This is a genomic window from Mesorhizobium sp. M5C.F.Ca.ET.164.01.1.1 (assembly GCF_004792125.1).
In the GTDB taxonomy this organism is placed as follows: Bacteria; Pseudomonadota; Alphaproteobacteria; order Rhizobiales; family Rhizobiaceae; genus Mesorhizobium; species Mesorhizobium wenxiniae.
On sequence record NZ_SRTG01000187.1, the window covers coordinates 1 to 385 of the forward strand.

Here is a 385-nt window from a genome sequence, read left to right on the forward strand (position 1 = left end):
GGAGTGCCGGCCGGCGGCGCTTTATGGATGTCGCTATGGGGCGCCGACATGGCGGCGAATCAGGCGTGAGCGCATTAGACTGAGCCTGTGAGAGGGTGGTGATGTTCTGGACGCCAGACGACGCGGTCGGGAAATCAGCCGGCGCGACATCGTAAGACATGGCCGGCTGCGTACAGCGCAGGAGATGCCTCGTCTGCACGGAGAATGGGCCGATAACCGTGTTTGCGCTTACCGCAACGACCCCAAACGATTGTTCGCCCGGATTGTTGCCCATGCGCTCGATGCTGCCCGAGCCGACGCCAGAAACGGTGATCGTGATTGTGTTATAAGGCGGAAGGCTAATAACTTCCTTTGAGCCTGCTTTCATCGCTGTCATGGTTTCAAC

General features: G+C 59.2%; 1 protein-coding gene. It reads right to left on the reverse strand.

Annotation, left to right across the window (positions count from 1 at the left end):
* A partial coding sequence (locus EN807_RS36175; RefSeq protein ID WP_210240017.1) for a hypothetical protein occupies window positions 1-385 on the reverse strand: 385 nt, incomplete at both ends.